The following is a 915-nucleotide window of genomic DNA, read 5'->3' as shown; positions in this document are numbered from 1 at the left end:
GTGATGAGGCCTTGATTGATGGTCTGAATCGCATCAAGGACAGCTTCAACTCCTACCCACTGGATCGTCTGGCCATTGCCGCCGGCGTGGCCGCGTTTGAGGATCAGGAATGGTTTGAAGAAGGCTGCGAACAGGTGATTGGTCAGCGTGAGTGGCTCACCGATCAGCTGGCGCAGCGGGGCTTCGACAGTTTGCCCTCGGCGGCCAATTTTCTCTTTGCCTGCCACGAGAGGCATAGTGGTGCTGAACTGGCCCAGGGGTTGCGCGAGCAAGGCATTATCGTACGCCATTTTGGCAAACCCGAGCGCATTGCCGACTACCTGCGGATCACCGTGGGCACGCCAGAACAGAATCAGGCGCTGATTGCGGCGCTGGACGGGTTGAGTGAAAAGCTGAAAACTAAAAGTTAAAAAGAATGGAATAAGTTTTGTCGCATGCAGACAAAGAGGCCGCGCCCACACTCTGGGCGCGGCCTCTTTGCGTTAACGGGTAGAGTCGCGCTTGAACTTTGCATTTTATGAAGACGGCGATACTACCGTGGGAAGCGATGCTTGCATCGCGAAGGCGCTTTAGCTTTGCACCGTTGTTCGTGATGCGAGCATTACTTCCCACAGATATTACCAATGTTGGTTTTTTTCAGAGGTCTTATCGCTCCTAAATCGCCTGTTGGCCGAAGTCAGGGTTTGCCCGCTTGAACCTTTCCCATACCTGCGGTACTAACAGGCATCGCCCAACGCAAAGGCCTTAATAATGAAACGTTCGCTACTGCTCGCCTGTGCCCTGATTCCGATTCCCCTTTTTGCCGCTGACTTTGCGGTTACCGCTCCGGTGAGCAAGGCAGTGTTGTTTCCCGCCCAGGCCCATCTCAGTCGTACGTTCTCCCAGGCTTTGCCCGCCGGTGAGCATCAGCTGGTG

1 protein-coding gene is annotated in these 915 nt (G+C 55.0%); it reads left to right on the top strand.

The genetic code is table 11. From position 1 onward, the window contains the following. On the top strand, window positions 1-410 hold a 410-nt coding region (locus A3730_RS03650), incomplete at its 5' end, for an aminotransferase class I/II-fold pyridoxal phosphate-dependent enzyme (RefSeq protein ID WP_156500866.1). Window positions 411-915 lie beyond the last annotated feature (505 nt).

This window comes from Alcanivorax sp. HI0044, from assembly GCF_001634945.1.
The sequence above is the reverse complement of the archived record's forward strand: the minus strand, read 5'-3'. Positions and strand labels throughout refer to the sequence as shown.